Source organism: Gemmatimonadaceae bacterium, from assembly GCA_020851035.1.
Lineage (GTDB): Bacteria > Gemmatimonadota > Gemmatimonadetes > Gemmatimonadales > Gemmatimonadaceae > JACMLX01.
Genome location: JADZDM010000012.1, coordinates 196933 through 212996, shown reverse-complemented (window position 1 = coordinate 212996; position 16064 = coordinate 196933). Strand labels below are relative to the sequence as shown.

Annotated in this window: 15 protein-coding genes; 2 read left to right on the top strand and 13 right to left on the bottom strand. The window is 70.9% G+C overall.

Going from position 1 to position 16064, the window contains the following annotated elements; genetic code table 11:
- Positions 1–31: 31 nt before the first annotated feature.
- Complete coding sequence (locus IT355_09920; GenBank protein MCC7053575.1) at positions 32–1945, top strand: polysaccharide biosynthesis protein; 1914 nt, start codon at positions 32–34, stop codon at positions 1943–1945.
- A 60-nt stretch (positions 1946–2005) separates the two neighbouring features.
- On the opposite strand, the gene IT355_09915 is transcribed toward IT355_09920, so the two are convergent.
- The 7 genes from IT355_09915 to IT355_09885 form a co-directional block, all read right to left on the bottom strand.
- On the bottom strand, positions 2006–3016 hold the full coding sequence (locus IT355_09915; protein ID MCC7053574.1) for an NAD-dependent epimerase: 1011 nt from the start codon (positions 3014–3016) through the stop codon (positions 2006–2008).
- Between the two features lie 46 nt (positions 3017–3062).
- The gene (gene gmd, locus IT355_09910) at positions 3063–4061 is read right to left on the bottom strand and encodes a GDP-mannose 4,6-dehydratase (GenBank protein MCC7053573.1); all 999 of its coding nucleotides are present in this window, start codon (positions 4059–4061) and stop codon (positions 3063–3065) included.
- 138 nt (positions 4062–4199) lie between these two features.
- On the bottom strand, positions 4200–5444 hold the full coding sequence (gene hflX / locus IT355_09905) for a GTPase HflX (protein ID MCC7053572.1): 1245 nt from the start codon (positions 5442–5444) through the stop codon (positions 4200–4202).
- A gap of 63 nt (positions 5445–5507) precedes the next feature.
- Positions 5508–5996 (bottom strand): LEA type 2 family protein, encoded by a 489-nt coding sequence (locus tag IT355_09900; protein MCC7053571.1) that lies wholly within the window; start codon positions 5994–5996, stop codon positions 5508–5510.
- A 31-nt stretch (positions 5997–6027) separates the two neighbouring features.
- Positions 6028–7416 carry a replication-associated recombination protein A gene (locus IT355_09895; protein ID MCC7053570.1) on the bottom strand — a complete coding sequence of 463 codons (1389 nt, stop codon included), beginning with the start codon at positions 7414–7416 and terminating at the stop codon, positions 6028–6030.
- Positions 7416–7910, bottom strand: coding sequence for a hypothetical protein (locus IT355_09890; protein ID MCC7053569.1), 495 nt, complete (start codon positions 7908–7910; stop codon positions 7416–7418). Before IT355_09890 ends, IT355_09895 begins: the two co-directional genes overlap by 1 nt.
- 36 nt (positions 7911–7946) lie before the next feature.
- Positions 7947–9257, bottom strand: a complete 1311-nt coding sequence (locus tag IT355_09885; protein ID MCC7053568.1) for a CCA tRNA nucleotidyltransferase — start codon at positions 9255–9257, stop codon at positions 7947–7949.
- Between the two features lie 97 nt (positions 9258–9354).
- Here IT355_09885 and IT355_09880 point away from each other — a divergent pair, with 97 nt between their 5' ends.
- Positions 9355–9786 (top strand): hypothetical protein, encoded by a 432-nt coding sequence (locus IT355_09880; protein ID MCC7053567.1) that lies wholly within the window; start codon positions 9355–9357, stop codon positions 9784–9786.
- Between the two features lie 14 nt (positions 9787–9800).
- Here IT355_09880 and IT355_09875 read toward each other — a convergent pair whose 3' ends face one another.
- Genes IT355_09875 through alaS form a run of 6 tightly spaced genes read right to left on the bottom strand, consistent with a single transcriptional unit; the run spans position 9801 to position 16040 of the window.
- Positions 9801–10772 carry an asparaginase gene (locus tag IT355_09875; protein ID MCC7053566.1) on the bottom strand — a complete coding sequence of 324 codons (972 nt, stop codon included), beginning with the start codon at positions 10770–10772 and terminating at the stop codon, positions 9801–9803.
- Between the two features lie 22 nt (positions 10773–10794).
- On the bottom strand, positions 10795–11550 hold the full coding sequence (locus tag IT355_09870) for an SDR family oxidoreductase (protein ID MCC7053565.1): 756 nt from the start codon (positions 11548–11550) through the stop codon (positions 10795–10797).
- Positions 11547–12116 carry an SIS domain-containing protein gene (locus IT355_09865; GenBank protein MCC7053564.1) on the bottom strand — a complete coding sequence of 190 codons (570 nt, stop codon included), beginning with the start codon at positions 12114–12116 and terminating at the stop codon, positions 11547–11549. Before IT355_09865 ends, IT355_09870 begins: the two co-directional genes overlap by 4 nt.
- A 7-nt stretch (positions 12117–12123) precedes the next feature.
- On the bottom strand, positions 12124–12909 hold the full coding sequence (locus tag IT355_09860) for a hypothetical protein (GenBank protein MCC7053563.1): 786 nt from the start codon (positions 12907–12909) through the stop codon (positions 12124–12126).
- 18 nt (positions 12910–12927) lie between these two features.
- Positions 12928–13260: a hypothetical protein gene (locus IT355_09855; GenBank protein ID MCC7053562.1), complete on the bottom strand. Its 333-nt coding sequence runs from the start codon at positions 13258–13260 to the stop codon at positions 12928–12930.
- A gap of 26 nt (positions 13261–13286) precedes the next feature.
- Positions 13287–16040: an alanine--tRNA ligase gene (gene alaS / locus IT355_09850; GenBank protein MCC7053561.1), complete on the bottom strand. Its 2754-nt coding sequence runs from the start codon at positions 16038–16040 to the stop codon at positions 13287–13289.
- Between the last annotated feature and the right edge of the window lie 24 nt (positions 16041–16064).

The following is a 16064-nucleotide window of genomic DNA, read 5'->3' as shown; positions in this document are numbered from 1 at the left end:
GGGTGTAGTCACCCCCCAATCGCTGTCCCGCGTGTCCACGACGCGGACACGGGTGCTTGGGTCCGCCGACCTGATCGTGAGCCTCGCGGCGACCCTGCTGGCGGCGCTCGCACGTTTCGAACGCTGGCCGCTGCCGGCGCCCTACGATGAGCTGCTGCCGAAGTACGCGTTCGCGGTGTGTGTCATCCGCTTCGTGATCTTCTACGCCACCGGGGCCTACTCCCAGGCGTGGCGCTACGCCAGCGTTCGCGAGGCCGTCCTGCTCTTCTACACAGGCGTCTTCACCACCGCGCTCACCGTCATCGGTGGCCGCGCGGTTGCCGCGTTCACCGGCACGCCGGTGCCATGGTCGGTGCTGCTCCTCGATTCCCTGATCTTCATGGGAGGCGCGGTCTGCATCCGGCTCGTGGCGCGGGCACGGCGGCAGCGCGCGTTCGGCCGTGCACGACCGGCGCGCGAGGGCCGGATGACCCTCATCGTGGGTGCCGGCTCTGCGGGCCAGCTGGTGGCGCGCGAGATGATCAAGAGCGACCGGACCGGCATGGTGGCCTTCGGCTTCCTCGACGACGACTACTCGCTGCACGGCAAGCGGATCCTCGGCCTGCCCGTGCTCGGGCACACCAGCGACATGGTGGAGATCGCCAAGGCCGCGAAGCTCGACCTGGTGGTGATCGCCACGCCGTCGGCGCCGGGGTCGTTCATCCGCCGCATCGTCCACCTCGCCCGTGAAGCCGGGGTCGAGGCGCGCACGGTGCCGGGACTCGACGACCTGCTCAGCGGCCGCGTCTCCATCGCCGCCCTGCGACAGGTGCAGATCGGTGACCTGCTCCGCCGGGAGTCGGTCGAGGTGGACCTGCAGGGCCTGCAGTCGATGGCCGCGGGCCGCACCATCCTGATCACGGGTGCCGGTGGCTCGATCGGCAGCGAACTCTGCCGGCAGATCGCCACGCTCGACCCGGGCCACATCATCCTGCTGGGCCACGGCGAGAACTCGATCTTCGAGATCCACGCCGAGCTCCGTGAGCGCTTCCCCGATGTGCGCACGGTGCCGATCATCGCGGACGTGAAGGACGCCGAGCGGATCCACCGCGTCTTCCAGGACTGGCGGCCGTTTGCCGTCTTCCATGCGGCGGCGCACAAGCACGTGCCGCTGATGGAGGACAACGTCATCGAGGCGGTGCTGAACAACGTCGTCGGCACCCGCAACGTGGTGACCAGCGCGCTCGACTCCGGGGTGCAGCACTTCGTGCTGATCTCGACCGACAAGGCGGTGCGCCCGGCCAACATCATGGGTGCCACCAAGCGGGTCGCCGAGATGATCGTCTCCCATGCCGCGCACACGCACCAGGTGCACTTCATGGCGGTGCGCTTCGGCAACGTGCTCGGGAGCCGCGGCAGCGTGGTGCCCACCTTCATGCGCCAGATCCGCAACGGCGGGCCGATCACGCTCACGCACCCGGAGATGCGCCGGTTCTTCATGACGATACCCGAGGCCACGCGGCTGGTGCTGCAAGCCGGCGCGATCGGCACCGGTGGCGAGGTCTTCTGCCTCGACATGGGTGAGCCCGTGCGCATCTACGACCTCGCACTCGACCTGATCCGGCTCTCCGGCCTGACCGAGGGCGAGGACATCGAGATCGTCTTCAACGGGGTGCGCCCGGGCGAGAAGCTCTACGAGGAGCTGTTCTTCTCCGGCGACGAGGTGCTCAAGACCACGCACCCGAAGATCATGAAGGCGCGCTACCAGGCACCCGACCTGCGCGTCTACATGCAGATCGTCCAGCTCATCGAGTCCGCCATGCGCAACGCCAGCGACTCGTACCTGCGCCGCAGCCTCGAGGAGATCGTGCCGGACTTCGACTCCCCGGGTCGTGCGGTCCGCGCAGCGCCGGCGGGAGAGGCGATGGAACGCCCCACGCTGGCCATGGGCGCCGCGCGGGGCTGAGTGCCCGCGCCGGCGTGGCACGATCCCGCGGCCGGTGCGGCCGCGGGATCGACGGCCGCGTCAGACCTTGTAGTAGTCGCGATACCAGCGCACGAAGCGCTCCACGCCGGTCTCGATCGGCGTGGCCGGCGTGAACCCCGTGTCCCGCGTCAGGTCCTGCACGTCGGCGTAGGTCGCGGGCACGTCGCCCATCTGCATCGGCATCATGTTCCGGATGGCCGGCCTCCCCAGCGCCTTCTCGAGCGTCTCGATCAGGTACAGCAGCTCGCAGGGATTGTGGTTGCCGATGTTGTACAGCCGGTAGGGGGCCGCGCTGGTGCCCGGGTCGGGCGCCGCGCCATCCCAGGCCTCGTTCACCGGGGCGGTCCGGTCGTTCGTCCGCACCACGCCCTCGGCAATGTCGTCGATGTACGTGAAGTCACGGCGCATCTGGCCGTGGTTGTACACGTCGATCGGCCGGCCCGACAGGATCGCCTTCGCGAACAGGAACATCGCCATGTCGGGGCGGCCCCACGGGCCGTACACGGTGAAGAAGCGCAGCCCGGTGGTCGGCAGGCGGTACAGGTGGCTGTAGGTGTGCGCCATCAGCTCGTTCGCCTTCTTCGTGGCCGCGTACAGTGACAGCGGATGGTCCACGTTCTGGTGCACGCTGAACGGCATCGCGGTGTTCGCGCCATACACGCTCGACGACGACGCGTACGTCAGGTGCTGCACGCCGTTGTGCCGGCACCCCTCGAGGACGTTCGTGAAGCCGACGATGTTGCTGTCGATGTACGCATGCGGGTTCTCGAGCGAGTACCGCACGCCGGCCTGCGCCGCGAGGTGGATCACCTTGTCGAACCGCCCCTCGCGGAACAGCGCCTCCATCCCGGGCCGGTCCGCCACGTCGAGCCGGCGGAACGTGAAGCCCGGGCGCCCCGTCAGGCGGGCCAGCCGGGCCTCCTTCAACGTCGGGTCGTAGTAGTCGTTCAGGTTGTCGATGCCGGTCACCTCGTCGCCACGCTCGAGCAGCGTGATGGCGACGTGGGAGCCGATGAAGCCGGCAGCGCCGGTGAGCAGGATGCGGGTCATGTCCGTCGTGTGAAGGCAGGGATGGTCGTGCGGCGACGCCGGCCGGCTAGCGCGCTTCGCGCTGGGCCAGGGCCAGGTCGGCGTCGCACATCAGCTGGACGAGGCCACGGAAGGTGACCTTCGGCTCCCAGCCGAGGACGCGCCGCGCCTTCGAGGCGTCACCCAGCAGCAGGTCCACCTCGGCGGGCCGCAGGTGCCGCGGGTTCTGCGTCACCACCGCCCGCCAGTCGAGGTCGAGGTACGCGGCCGCCTCGTCGAGGAACTCCTGCACGCTGTGCGTCTCGCCGGTGGCGATCACGAAGTCATCCGCCACGTCCTGCTGCAACATGAGCCACATCGCCTCCACGTAGTCGCCCGCGAAGCCCCAGTCGCGCTGCGCATCGAGGTTGCCGAGCGCCAGCGTCTGCTGGATGCCGACCTTGATGCGGGTCAGGCCGCGCGTGATCTTGCGCGTCACGAAGTTCTCGCCCCGCCGCGGGCTCTCGTGGTTGAACAGGATGCCGCAGCTCGCCGGGAAGCCGTAGCTCTCGCGATAGTTCACCGTCAGCATGTGCGCGTACACCTTGGCGCAGCCGTATGGCGACCGCGGGTAGAACGGCGTGGCCTCGGTCTGCGGCACCTGCTGCACCAGCCCGTACTGCTCGCTCGAACTCGCCTGGTAGAACTTCGGCTTGATCCCCAGGCTGCGCATCGCCTCCAGCAGCCGAAGCGTCCCGGTCCCGGTGACGTCGGTGGTGTACTCCGGCACGTCGAAGCTCACGCGCACGTGGCTCTGGGCCCCGAGGTTGTACACCTCATCCGGCATCACCGCCGCCAGCACCCGCTGCAGCGACGACGAGTCGCCGAGGTCACCGTAGTGCAGCTGCAGGTGCGAGCCCGACGAGATGTTCGGCAGCTCATACAGCGGGTCGATCCGCTCGGTGTTGAACGTGCTCGCGCGCCGGACGATGCCGTGGACCTCGTATCCCTTGCCGAGCAGGAATTCCGCGAGGTACGAGCCGTCCTGCCCGGTGATGCCTGTGATCAGCGCCTTGCGAGGAGACATGGAGGTCGGGAAGTGTGGGTCATCGGGACGGCACCGCAGCGGGTGCCGCACGCCCGGCCGCAATCTAGCGGACGAGACCGGGGCGAGCCACCGAAGTGCAGGCAGAGCACCACGTTACGCGCCTCTGCGCCGCCCTGCTCACGACCGCACCAGCACCCCGTCGCGCTCCAGCCGGCCGCGCAGCACGGCATCCACCCGCACCCGCACGAGCAGGTCCTCGCCATCTGCGGCCTGCTCCAGCACCTCGCCCTGGCGGTAGAGCGTGGAGAGCAGCCGGCCGTCGGCCACCGGCACCCGCACCCGCACGATCGGGCGCACCGCGCGCACGCCGGCACGCAACCGCTCACGCAGCGGCTCGAGGGCGCCCGGTGCCTCGGCCGACACGAAGATCGAGCCGGGGATCAGGTTCCCCACCCGCGTCCGCACCGCCTCGTCCACCTCGGGAGTGAGCAGGTCCATCTTGTTGAAGACGTGCACCAGCGGCGTGTCGATCGCACCGAGCTCCGTGAGCACCTCGTCCACCACCAGGCGGTGTTCCTCCCAGCTCGGGTGGCTGGCATCGATCACGTGCAGCAGCAGGTCGGCCTCCCGCACCTCGTCGAGCGTCGCCCGGAAGCTCGCCACCAGGTGGTGGGGCAGCTTCCGGATGAACCCGACGGTGTCTGTGAGCAGGCAATGGTACCCCTCACCGAGGTCCACGTCGCGCGTGAGCGGGTCGAGCGTCGCGAACAGGCGATCCTCGACATACACATCCGCCGAGCCGCTCAGCGAGCGCAGGATCGAGCTCTTGCCCGCGTTCGTGTATCCCACCAGCGACACGCGGAACGCCCCCTCGCGGTGCGCACGCACCGTGGCCCGGTGCCGCGTCACGTCCTGCAGCCGCTCGCGCAGCACGCGGATGCGGTGGCCGATCAGGCGACGGTCCGTCTCGAGCTGCGTCTCACCCGGGCCCCGCATGCCGATGCCGCCACGGAACTTCTCCAGGTGCGTCCACATCCGCGTCAGCCGCGGCAGCATGTAGTTGAGCTGCGCCAGCTCCACCTGCATCCGCGCCTCGCTGCTGCGCGCCCGCGTCGCGAAGATGTCGAGGATCAGCTCCGCGCGATCCATGACCCGCGTGCCCACGATACTCTCGATGTTCTTGCCCTGCGTGGGACTGAGCTCGTCGTCGAAGACCACCAGCGTCGCCCCCAGCTCGTTCACGCGCTCGCGCAACTCGTCGAGCTTGCCCGAGCCGAGGTAGGTGCCCACGTGCGGCCGGTCGATCTGCTGCGTGAGCGTGCCGCAGATCTCGGCTCCGGCGGTGTCCGCCAGCCGCGCCAGCTCGGCGAGGTGTTCATCCACCTGGTGCCGAGCCGCCGTGCGCTTGCGCGGGGCACCCACCAGCAACGCGCGCTCGGTCGGCGGCGTCAGGGTGATCGAATCACGCGCGATGGCACACCTCGGTCATGGTCGGAAGGTCCTGGCGGCATCGAATCGTCCCGCCTCGTTGAACTGGCGGCTGAACGTGCCGGCGAATGACTTCAAGCTAACGGCACCCATCAGCCGGTACGGGATCTCACCGCCGCGCAGCAGCCTCGGGCCCACCGTCTGCAGCGCCCGGAACCCCACGCGCACCGGCAGCCGCACCACCATCGAGTCCCGCTCCTTCACCGAGAATCCGCTGTCGATCGCCCCCGAACCGATCTCGACACTGTCCACCAGCAGGCGGTACTGCAGCTGCGACGCGCCAAGCGAGTAGCCGTTCGGGTTGTAGATGTTCAGCAGGACCTCGAGGTCGGCGCCATCCAACCCGATCGATCGCACACCCACCCCGCGGAAGCCCACGTCGGGCTGCGTGAAGATCGCGCGCGCCGCGGTCGCGCAACCGCTCACGGCGGCGGCCAGCACCACGGCCAGGCACACGGCACGACGACGGATCTCGGGCACCTGCATCAGCACTCCTCCGGAATGAATGGACGTTCCCTCACCCTGCCACCGGCCCACCGGCCGCGTCGGCAGGCCCGCCGCCGGTGCCGGTCCGCTCCGCGATGCGCGCCGCCCACCAGTCGAGCCGCTTCGCGATCTCCTTCTCGTAGCCAAGCGGCGATGGCTCGTAGAACGTGGCCCCCGCCACCTCGTCAGGGAGGTGCGAGTGCGCTGGTACACCGCCCGGCTGCGCATGGGCGTACTCGTACGCGGCACCGTAGCCCAGCGACGCGTGCAGCCGGGTCGGCGCGTTGCGCAGCTGCATCGGCACCGGCGCGTTCGGCGTCTCCCGCGCACTCGCCAGCGCCGCATCCAGCGCCACCTTCACGCGGTTCGACTTCGGCGCCGTGGCGAGGTAGATCGTCATCTCGGCGAGCGGGATGAGCCCCTCGGGTGCCCCCAGCATGTGGAAGGCATCGCGCGCCGCCACGGCCATCTGCAACGCCCGCGGGTCGGCCACCCCGATGTCCTCCGCCGCCATCGCCATCGCACGGCGGAAGAGCGTCATCGGGTCCTCGCCGGCGTTGATCATGCGCGCCATCCAGTACAGCGCCCCCTGCACGTCGCTGCCGCGCAGCGACTTGTGGTACGCCGACAGCAGGTCGAAGTGCTGCTCGCCACTCTTGTCGTGCCGTGGCAACCGCTGCTGCAGCGCACGTTCCAGCAGCTCGACGGTGAGCACCCCGCCGTCGTCCAGCGCCGCGGCCGCCGCCTCCAGCGTGCCAAGGGCGCGCCGCGCGTCGCCATCGGCCCAGCGGGCCAGCGCGTCGAGCGTCTCCCCGTCGGCCGCCAGCCTGCGCGCGCCCAGCCCGCGATCGGTGTCACGCAACGCGCGATCGAGCAGCGCGCGCAAGTCCGCGTCCGCCAGCGGCTGCAACACCACCACCCGCGCACGACTCAGCAGCGCGGCATTGATCTCGAAGCTCGGCGCCTCGGTCGTCGCGCCGATGAGCGTGACGGTGCCGTCCTCCACGATCGGCAGCAGCGCGTCCTGCTGTGCGGCGTTCATGCGATGGATCTCGTCCACGAACAGCAGCGTGCGCCCGCCACCAGCCAGCAGCCGCTGCCGCGCCTGCTCCGCAATCACGCGCAGCCGTGGCACGCCGTCACTCACCGCACTGAACGGCTCGAAATTCCAGCCCACCCGCTGGGCCACCAGCCGCGCCAGCGTCGTCTTCCCGGTGCCGGGCGGCCCCCAGAGGATCATCGAGCCGAGCACGCCCTTCTCGATCGCGTCGAACACCGGCGTGCCCGGCGTGAAGAGCTGGCGCTGCCCCACGTACTCGTCGAGCGTGCGCGGGCGCAGCCGATGCGCCAGCGGCGCCGTCGCCACGGTCTCGCTGAAGAGTCCCGGTGGCGGTGCGCTGCTGCTGCCGCGACGCGCCATCACGCGGGCGTCATGGCCAGCTGCTCCACCAGCGTCGCGATGCCCGCGTCGAGCATCGCTGCCGGCGGGAAGGCGCCACGCGCCGGTCGCCAGAGGCGGCCGCGCACCCGGGGCCGCTCGCGCAGTCCCGCACGATCCAGCAGGTAGATCCACCGGTCGGTGCGTGCCCACGCCACCACCTCGAGGTGGGCAGACAGCGACAGCTGCTCACCTCCCGCCTCGAGCGTGATCTCGATGCCGCCGGCCCCGATCATCGGCACCCGCAGCGGATAGAACGCATCGAGGAAGCCGGCTTGCGTCACCGCGTCGGCACGCCAGCTGCGCCCGCCGCGCCAGTCATCGACGGACAGTGCGACCGGGTCGGGGCACTCCGGAACCAGTGCGATGAAGAGTTCGACCATCGCCTCGGCATTGCCGACCGCCCGCACGCCCACCAGGCCGTCGCGGCGGAGCACGGCGTACGCATCCGTCGTGTCGCGGAAGCGTCGCCACACCGAGACCTCCGGTACCGGTTCACGGAAAAACGCCACTCATCCCTCCCCTGCCATGCGGCGTGCGTGCGCCAGCAGGTGTCCGTGCGTGTTCAGTGCAGGATCATCCAGCACCAGGTCCAGCAGCCCGTGCAAGATAGTTCCCATCCGTGGACCGGCCCCGATGCCGGCCTCCTGCAGGTCGGTGCCCGTGACGGCCAGGTCGCTGATCGCGACCGGATCCCGGAATGCGACCCTGAGCATCTGGCGCGCCAGTCGCCGCACGGCCATCGGCGCCGGCGCCGGATCGCCCGCCGCCCTGCCGGCCGCCCAGACCGCCGCCAGCGCGCGCAGCGTGCCCGCCACGCGCATCCGGCCGATCTTCGACACTGTCCGCCGCAGCGCGGCGTCCACACCGTTGCCGCTCGAGGCGTGCGCCGCCAGCGCCGGCCCGAACGACTCCCAGGCCGCAGCGACGGCACCGGCGAACGCGACCGCCTGGTTGGACGCACGCAGCGCCACCAGCGCCCGTTGCGCACCCGTGCCGCCGAGCGCCATGAACGGCACCGCGAGGCGCACCAGGCGGCGCAGCGAGGCGCGTTCCTCACGCGCCGATGTCGCCGGCAGCGGGACCGCATCCACGGCGCGGAAGTACCGCACGTCCACGTCGTGCAGTGCCGGCACCAACGCCCGCAGGGCGCCCGCGGCACGCCAGCGTTCGAAGGCGACCGAGGGACAGCGCACCTGCTCCAGCGTCTTGGTCCACTCCTGCAGCACCCGTTCCACCGACAGGCGACCGAGCGCCGGGGCGCTGGCCACGATCGCCGCCCACGTATCGGCATCGATCGCGAACCCGAAGCGCGAGGCGAAGCGGATGGCGCGCAGCGCGCGCAGGCGATCCTCCGCCATGCGGTCTCCGGGCATGCCCACGGCACGCACGAGCCCCGCCTGCAGGTCGGCGCGCCCGCCGAAGGGATCGCGCAACTCCCCGCGAGCCGGTGACCAGGCGATCGCGTTGATCGTGAAGTCGCGGCGCGCCAGGTCCTCCTCCAGCGAGACGCCGAAGCGCACCACCGCGTGCCGACCATCGGTCTCGACGTCGGCGCGGAACGTCGTCACCTCGTGCAACCGGCCGTCGCTGCCGAACACGCCGATCGTGCCGTGCTCGATGCCCACCGGCACCGTGCGCGGGAAGAGCCGCTTCACGTCGCCGGGCAGCGCGGCCGTGGCCAGGTCCCAGTCGAGGTCCGCTCGCCCCAGCAGGGCATCCCGGACGGCGCCACCCACGCACCACGTCTCGAACCCGGCCCCTTCGAGCCTGGCGGCGATGTCACGCACGGCGGACGGCGGACGGATGAGCGCCTCACCCACGTCGCGACTCCGCTGCGCCGTGGCGCCACACACAGTGGGAGGATGCACGCTCTGCCATGCCGGGAAGATAGCGGCACTGACCTGTTACCTTTCACCCATGACTTTCGCCGAACTCGAGCCGCTGCTGGCCGCCTCCCGCGCGACGCCGGCGTTCCGCACCGATCTGGCGGCCTTCACCGACCGGCGCACCGCCCCCCGCATCACGGCGGGCGGGGGCAGTCCGCGCGTGAAGGTGTTGCGCACCATCGCCCAGCTCCTGCACGCCGAACCGGCGATCGAGGTGGACAGCGTCCACGTCGATGCCATCAGCGGCTGCGCGGACTTCGTCGGGCAGGTGCTCGTTACCGACGTGGCCGGCGGGCAGCATCGTTTCGCCTTCGAGTGGAACTGCGAGTGGAAGGCCCGCGAGCGGGGCTACACCGACTGGTTCGGCCTGCCGGACCAGATCCGGGCCGCGCAGGAGTTCGGCTGGCAGTGCTTCTCGAAATGGACCCGCGCCGGCGAGACCACCACCACCCGCGTCGCGTAGCCGCGCGAGCAGGGTCAGGAGCCGGCGAACACCGCCGCCAGCGCGTCGCCGGACAACCCCGCGCCCAGCGCGAGCATCAGGTCGATCCGGGCCTGCGTCGCACGCTGCGCACCGGCGAAGATCGTCCCGAGTTCGCCCAGTCGCTTCCCGCCGCCGGGGTACCCGTACGTGCGGCCCACGCGCCCGCGCCCGGTGCGGCTGGTGATCACGACAGGCTTGCCGGCATCCCGCCAGCGCCCCACGGCGTCAGCCATCAGGATCGGCAGGTTGCCGCGGCCGAGCGCTGCGATCACGACACCGCGCGCCGTCGGCAGGACGGCGTCCAGCAGGCGACCATCCGCGCCGGCCCACGCCCCCACGATGTCCACCGGCGTTGCCGGCGCGTCCGGCGTGAGCACGGGACGCTGCACCGGCAGCGCGCGCCGGAAGATCACCGCCTCGTCGTCCACCTCGGCCACGGGCCCGAGGCCCGGACTCTCGAAGGCATCGAGCACGTGCGTGTGCGCCTTGGTCACGTCCACCGCGGAATACGCGCGCCCGTTCATCACGAGCAGCACCCCGTACCCCCGCGCCTCGGCGTGCGTGGCCACGCGGACGGCATCGACCAGGTTGGCCGGTCCGTCCCAGCCCAGCTCACTCAGGTTGCGCATCGCCCCGGTGAAGACGATGGGCTTCTCCGTGAGGACCGATCGCGCGACCAGGTAGGCTGTCTCCTCGATCGTGTCCGTCCCGTGCGTCACGACCACGCCATCCACCGCCGGGTCGTCCACGAGCTCGAGCAGCCGCGCACGCAGCGCCCACATCCGCTCCGCATCCATGTGGGGCCCGGGAAAGCGGCCCCACTCCTCGATGCGCAGGTCGGCGAGGTCCTCGATGCCGTGCGCCGCCGCGAGGATGTCACGCGCATCGAGCGCCGGCACCGCGCCGCCGGCGAGGGGATCCACGCGCATCGAGATCGTCCCGCCGGTGAACACCATCGCGATCATGGTGCGACGCCCCGGACGCGCGTCACCCGCACAGCACGCTGCCGCCGTTCACGTTCAGGATCTCCCCCGTGACGTGCCGCGCCAGCGGACTGGCGAGGAAGACGATCGGGCCGGCGATGTCCGCCGGCGAGGCCATCCGACCGATCGGGATCGCCGCCGCCACGCGCTTCGCCTCGGAGCCGAACACCACCGGCGCGATCGCCTCGGTGTCCACCCAACCCGGCGCGACGGCGTTCACCGTCACCTGGCGCGGCGCCAGCTCGATCGCGATCGACTTCACCAGCGAGATCATCGCCCCCTTCGCCGCCGCGTAGTCGGCGTGGAACGCCTCGCCGCGCTGTCCCGCAGTGCTGCTCACGAAGACGATGCGCCCGCCATCCGTCACGCTCCGCGCCGCCGCCCGCGCCACCTGGAACATCGCCTCGTAGTTCTGCGCGGCGGTGTCGTGCCACCGCGCATCCGTCATCGTCGCGATCGGCTCCGGCGCCGTGGGCCAGAAGCCGGCGTTCGCCACCACGATGTCGATCGCGCCGAGCGTGGCGGTGGCCGCAATGCAGAGGGCATCCGCCCCGCCACGCTGCGAGAGGTCGGCCGCCACCGCCGCCGCGCGCACGCCGTACGAGATGCACTCCAGCGCCACCGACTCCGCCTCGGTGCGGCGGGAGCGGTAGCCCACCACCACGTCGGCGCCGGCGCGCGCGAACAGCACGCAGGCCGCGGCGCCGATTCCCCGCCCGCCACCGGTCACCACCACGCGTCGTCCCCGCAGGTCGATCATAGCGTCGCCTCGATCAGGTCGCAGATGGCATGCTCGATGTTCAGGTGCAGCTCCTGCGCCCGGTCCGTGCGCTGGGTCGGGATCACCACCGAGTGATCCGCCGCCGCGAGCAGCGCCCCGCCGTCGCGCGCGCTGAACGCCAGCACGGCCACCCCCTTCGCCCGCGCCGCGGCCGCGGCCAGCAGCACGTTCGGCGAGTTCCCGCTCGTGGAGTGGATCACCAGCAGGTCACCCGCGCGGCAGAGCGCCTCCACCTGCCGCTCGAAGATGTGGTCGAAGCCGAAGTCGTTCCCGGCCGCGGTGATCAGTGAGGTGTCGGTGGTGAGCGCCACGGCCGGATACGCCGCGCGGTTGCGCGTGTACCGCACGACGTACTCCGTCGCGAGGTGCTGCGCGTCGGCGGCACTGCCGCCGTTGCCGCAGAAGAAGAGCGTGCCCCCGCGGGCGACCGTCTCCTGCACCATCTCGGCCGCCCGGTCCAGCTGCGGCCCGATCTCCGCCGCGGTCCGCAGGGCGGTGTCCGACAGCTCGTGCAGCGCACGAGTGATGTGATCGACCCTCGACATCAGCCTCTCAGGCAATGGGTGTGTTGCGCAGCGGTGTCTCGCGACGACGGCCGAGCAGTTCGCGCAACCGCGAGAACATCCCCTTCTCCGGCCGCACCGGCGGCACGGGCACCAAACGCTTGTCGCTCAGCAGCGCCGCCGGGTTCACCTGCGTGAGAAGTCCCATCGCCTCGGTGGCACCGATCTCCGCCAGCCACTGCTGCGCCGCCCACAACGATCGCGCGTCGCCATGGTTGTCACTGGCCAGCACGTCGATCAGCCCCTCGGAGAGCAGGCCACGGGCCAGCACGGAGCGCTCCCCCTCCCCCAGCAGGTAGGCAGTATCGGTCTGGATCACCGCGCCGGATGCCCGCCATTTCCGGACGAGGTCGAGCGTCGCGCCGCCATACCGCTCGGGATGCGCCACCACCGGCAACACGCCGCTCTGCCGCAGGCGCTGCAACTCGAGCTCCGTACCCGAGGGCAGCAGCCCGCGCGGGAACTCCACCAGGATCGCGTTCGAGGCTCCCAGCCGGAGATGCAGGGCCGTCAGGTCCACACCGGGGCGGTCCAGCATGATCTCCCAGCCGCGCTGGATCGTGAGCGTCGGCGGCGCGGCCTCGCACAGCTCGCGGTGGAGGCGACGGTACCGCTCCGTCGGCATCCGCGCGGCCTCGGTCGCGGCCAGGTGCGGAGTCACCACGACACAGGTCACCCCCACGGCCGCGAACCGGTGCAGCACCTCCAGCGACTGCGCCTGCGTGCGCGCGCCATCGTCCACACCTGGCAGCAGGTGCGTGTGGATGTCGATCATCCCCGCACCGCGCCGGCGTCAGCGCGCCCGGGCATCCACCACGGCCGACATGGCTCGCATCGCCGCCCCGGCCCGCTCGTCGAGGCGCGCCGGATCCTCCGCCGCGGCCTCGAACGCGTACGTCACGAGAGCATCGGCCGTGAGCAGGTCCAGTGCGGCGTCCCGCTGGGTGGAGCCGGCACCGAGGATCTCCGCCAGCAGCCGCTGTCCCGCCGCCAGCAGGTCCGGCGCGACCTCGCCGCTGCCGGCCCCCGCACGCTCACGATCCAGGATCGCATCCAGCCGTGCGCGCAGCGCCGCCGGCGGCTGCTCGACGTGCGCCGCGATCCATGCCCCTGCTGGTGTCGGCATCCCCCGTCCCTCCGGTCGTGTCTGGCTCAGCCCTGCACGAGACCCGCAACCACCCCTTCCGTCGCCCCGAGCACGGTCGCGATCGCGGCGGCATCGGGAAGGCCGGCCTGCGCCAGGTGCGGCTTCCCGCCACCCCGCCCGCCACCGAGCGCCGCCAGCGCCTTCACGATCGCGTCGGCGCCCGTGCCACGCGCGCGCACGTCGTCGCTGACCACTGCCACCATCGCTGCCTTGCCATCCTCGAACTGCGTCGCCAGCACGCCGATGCCGCTGCCCAGCTTCTCCCGCAGCGCCTCACCCATGGCCTGCAACGACTTCATGTCCGGCACGCCGACGATCTCGCCGGCCACCAGCGCCACGCCGTGCACGGTGACTGCCTTCGACAGCAGGTCCGCCAGGCCGCCGCCGCCCCCCTTCATGGCCTCCGCGACACGCTTCTCGAGCGTCCGCCGCTCGTCGAGCAGCGCCTGCAGCTTCCGCGGCACGGTCTCGATCTGGTTGGCCTTCAGCAGCTCCGCCGACTCCACCAGCAACGCCTCGCGCGCCCGCAGGTGCGCGAACGCCGCACGCGCGGTCAGCGCCTCGACACGACGCACGCCCGCTGCCACCCCGGTCTCGTGCACCAGCACGAAGAGCCCGATCTCGGCCGTGTTGCGCACATGGGTGCCTCCGCACAGCTCCTTCGAGAACCCGCCGACACCCACCACGCGCACCATGTCCCCGTACTTCTCGTTGAACAGCGCCATGGCGCCATCCGCGATCGCGTCCGCGTGGGCCATCACGCGCGTCACCACCGGCGTGCCCGCCCAGATCTCACGGTTCACGATCGCCTCGATCTCGGCACGCTGCGCCGGCGTCACCGGACCATGGTGCGCGAAGTCGAACCGCAGGCGGTCGGGACTCACCAGCGACCCGGCCTGGTGCACATGGTCACCCAGCACCTGGCGCAGCGCGGCATGCAGCAGGTGGGTAGCGGTGTGGTTCCGTTCCGTGTCACGCCGCGCGCTCGACGGCACGCTGGCGCGCACCTGGCCGAACGCCACCGTCCCGGACGCCGTGCCGATCACCGCCGTCCGGCCATCCACCTTCTTCACATCCTCCACCGCCAGCGTCCAGCCGGTGCCGGTCACGAGTCCGGTGTCCGACACCTGTCCACCCGACTCCGTGTAGAACGGTGCATCCCGGAGGATCACCGCCGCGCGGCCGTCCTCGAGCGCGCGGATCGCCGCGACCCGCGTCGTCGTCTCCAGCACGTCGTAGCCCACGAACTGCGCCGACGCCAGCGACGCCGGCTCCACCTGCCACGCCGCCATGTCCGCCAGCACATCCGCACCGACGCCGATCTTCCGGCTCTTGCGATCCTCCTGGCTCGCGGACCGCTGCACCTGCAGCGCCGCCTCGAAGCCGGCGATGTCCACCAGGTAGCCGCGCTCGCGCGCCATCAGCTCCGTCAGGTCGATCGGGAACCCGTACGTGTCGTACAGCGTGAACACGTCCTGCCCGCTCACCGTGCCGCGGATCGCGGTCGACCCCTGCGTGCTGCCCAGCGGCGCGAGCTCCTCGAAGCGCGACATCCCGGCATCGATCGTGGCCAGGAAACGCACCTCCTCGGCCCGCGTGGTGTCGAGGATGTGCTTCGCCCGCGATCGCAACTCGGGGAAGACATCACCCATGCTGTCGATCACGGCCTGCACGACGTGCACGAGCGTCGGTTCGCGACGCCCGAGCAGCCACGCATGGCGCACACCGCGCCGGAGGATGCGGCGCAGCACGTACCCTCGCCCGTCGTTCGCGGGGAACACCCCGTCGGCCAGCAGGAATGCCGTCGCGCGCGCATGGTCCGCGAGCACGCGGAAACTCGCCGGATCGATGACCTTCCCCTCAGCATCACGGGCCGTGCCCAGCCCGGCGCCCGGACGGTACGGATAGGTGATCCCGACCGCCGCCTCGACCGCCGCGATCAGCGGCGTGAAGACGTCGGTGTGGAAGTTGTTACTCACCCCCTGCATCACCGCCGCGATCCGCTCGAGCCCAGCACCCGTGTCCACGCTCGGTGCCGGCAACGGCAGGTTGGTGCCGTCGGGCTGCTTGTCGAACTGCATGAACACGAGATTCCAGATCTCGACGAAACGCCCCGCTTCTGCCCCCTCCACGAACGCGTCCAACGAGAACTCGGCGAGGTCGGTGCGCGTCCATTCGCCGGTCGCACCGTCAGGGAACGCCCAGTCGGTCGCGGTCGCGGCAAGGTCGACGAAGATTTCCGTGCACGGGCCACACGGGCCGGTGTCGGCCATCTGCCAGAAGTTGTCCTTCGCGCCCAAGCCGTAGATCCGGCTCTCGGGCACGCCCGCCACATCCTTCCAGAGCTGCCGCGCCTCGGCATCCTCGTGGAACACCGTCACGCGAAGGTGCTCCCGCGGGATCCGGAGTTCCTCGGTCACGAACTCCCACGCGAAACGGATGGCATCGCGCTTGAAGTAGTCGCCGAAGGAGAAGTTGCCGAGCATCTCGAAGAACGTGTGGTGCCGGGCGGTATGCCCCACCTGCTCGAGATCGTTGTGCTTGCCCCCCGCCCGCACACACTTCTGCGAGGTGGTGGCACGCCGGCCGAACGTCGTCTCCTCCTGCCCCAGGAAGACGCGCTTGAACTGGACCATGCCGGCGTTGGTGAACATCAGCGTCGGGTCGTCCGCGGGGACGAGCGACGACGAGGGCCGGATGACGTGGTGCTGGCGCTCGAAGTAGGCCAGGAATCGGGAGCGGATCTCAGACGCGAGCATAGACCGCCAAATATATGCGCGACC

Coding starts and splice junctions, on each gene's coding strand:
- IT355_09915 (MCC7053574.1), bottom strand. CDS start 3,016: ATGACCCGCATCCTGCTCACCGGCGCTGCCGGCTTCATCGGCTCCCAC.
- gmd (MCC7053573.1), bottom strand. CDS start 4,061: ATGTCTCCTCGCAAGGCGCTGATCACAGGCATCACCGGGCAGGACGGC.
- IT355_09900 (MCC7053571.1), bottom strand. CDS start 5,996: ATGCAGGTGCCCGAGATCCGTCGTCGTGCCGTGTGCCTGGCCGTGGTG.
- IT355_09895 (MCC7053570.1), bottom strand. CDS start 7,416: ATGGCGCGTCGCGGCAGCAGCAGCGCACCGCCACCGGGACTCTTCAGC.
- IT355_09880 (MCC7053567.1), top strand. CDS start 9,355: ATGACTTTCGCCGAACTCGAGCCGCTGCTGGCCGCCTCCCGCGCGACG.
- IT355_09875 (MCC7053566.1), bottom strand. CDS start 10,772: ATGATCGCGATGGTGTTCACCGGCGGGACGATCTCGATGCGCGTGGAT.
- IT355_09870 (MCC7053565.1), bottom strand. CDS start 11,550: ATGATCGACCTGCGGGGACGACGCGTGGTGGTGACCGGTGGCGGGCGG.
- IT355_09865 (MCC7053564.1), bottom strand. CDS start 12,116: ATGTCGAGGGTCGATCACATCACTCGTGCGCTGCACGAGCTGTCGGAC.
- IT355_09860 (MCC7053563.1), bottom strand. CDS start 12,909: ATGATCGACATCCACACGCACCTGCTGCCAGGTGTGGACGATGGCGCG.
- IT355_09855 (MCC7053562.1), bottom strand. CDS start 13,260: ATGCCGACACCAGCAGGGGCATGGATCGCGGCGCACGTCGAGCAGCCG.
- alaS (MCC7053561.1), bottom strand. CDS start 16,040: ATGCTCGCGTCTGAGATCCGCTCCCGATTCCTGGCCTACTTCGAGCGC.